This window comes from Streptomyces griseicoloratus (assembly GCF_014534645.1).
Taxonomy (GTDB): Bacteria; Actinomycetota; Actinomycetes; order Streptomycetales; family Streptomycetaceae; genus Streptomyces; species Streptomyces griseicoloratus.
In genome coordinates, this window is record NZ_JACVQF010000008.1 from 1 (window position 1) to 380 (window position 380).

Consider the following 380-nt stretch of genomic DNA (forward strand, 5'->3'; position numbering starts at 1 on the left):
GGCCGGCTACTACGACGGCATCGGCGCCGCCCGCGACGTCATCCAGAACCACCTGCTCCAGCTCATGGCCCTGACCGCCATGGAGGAGCCGGCCTCGTTCGACGCCGAGTCGCTGCTCACCGAGAAGCTGAAGGTCTTCCGGGCGGTGCGGCTGCCGGAGGACCTCGGCACCCACACCGTGCGCGGGCAGTACGCGGGCGGCTGGCAGGGCGGCGCGCAGGTGGCCGGCTACCTGGAGGAGGAGGGCATCGACCCGGCCTCCGCCACCGACACCTACGCCGCGATCAAGCTGGGGATCGACAACCGCCGCTGGGCGGGCGTCCCCTTCTACCTGCGCACCGGCAAGCGGCTGGGCCGCCGGGTCACCGAGATCGCGGTCG

The 380-nt window shown here is 72.9% G+C and carries 1 pseudogene; it reads left to right on the top strand.

Annotated features, from left to right (window positions below):
• A pseudogene (locus H0H10_RS00190) lies at positions 1-380 on the top strand (glucose-6-phosphate dehydrogenase); the annotation flags it as partial.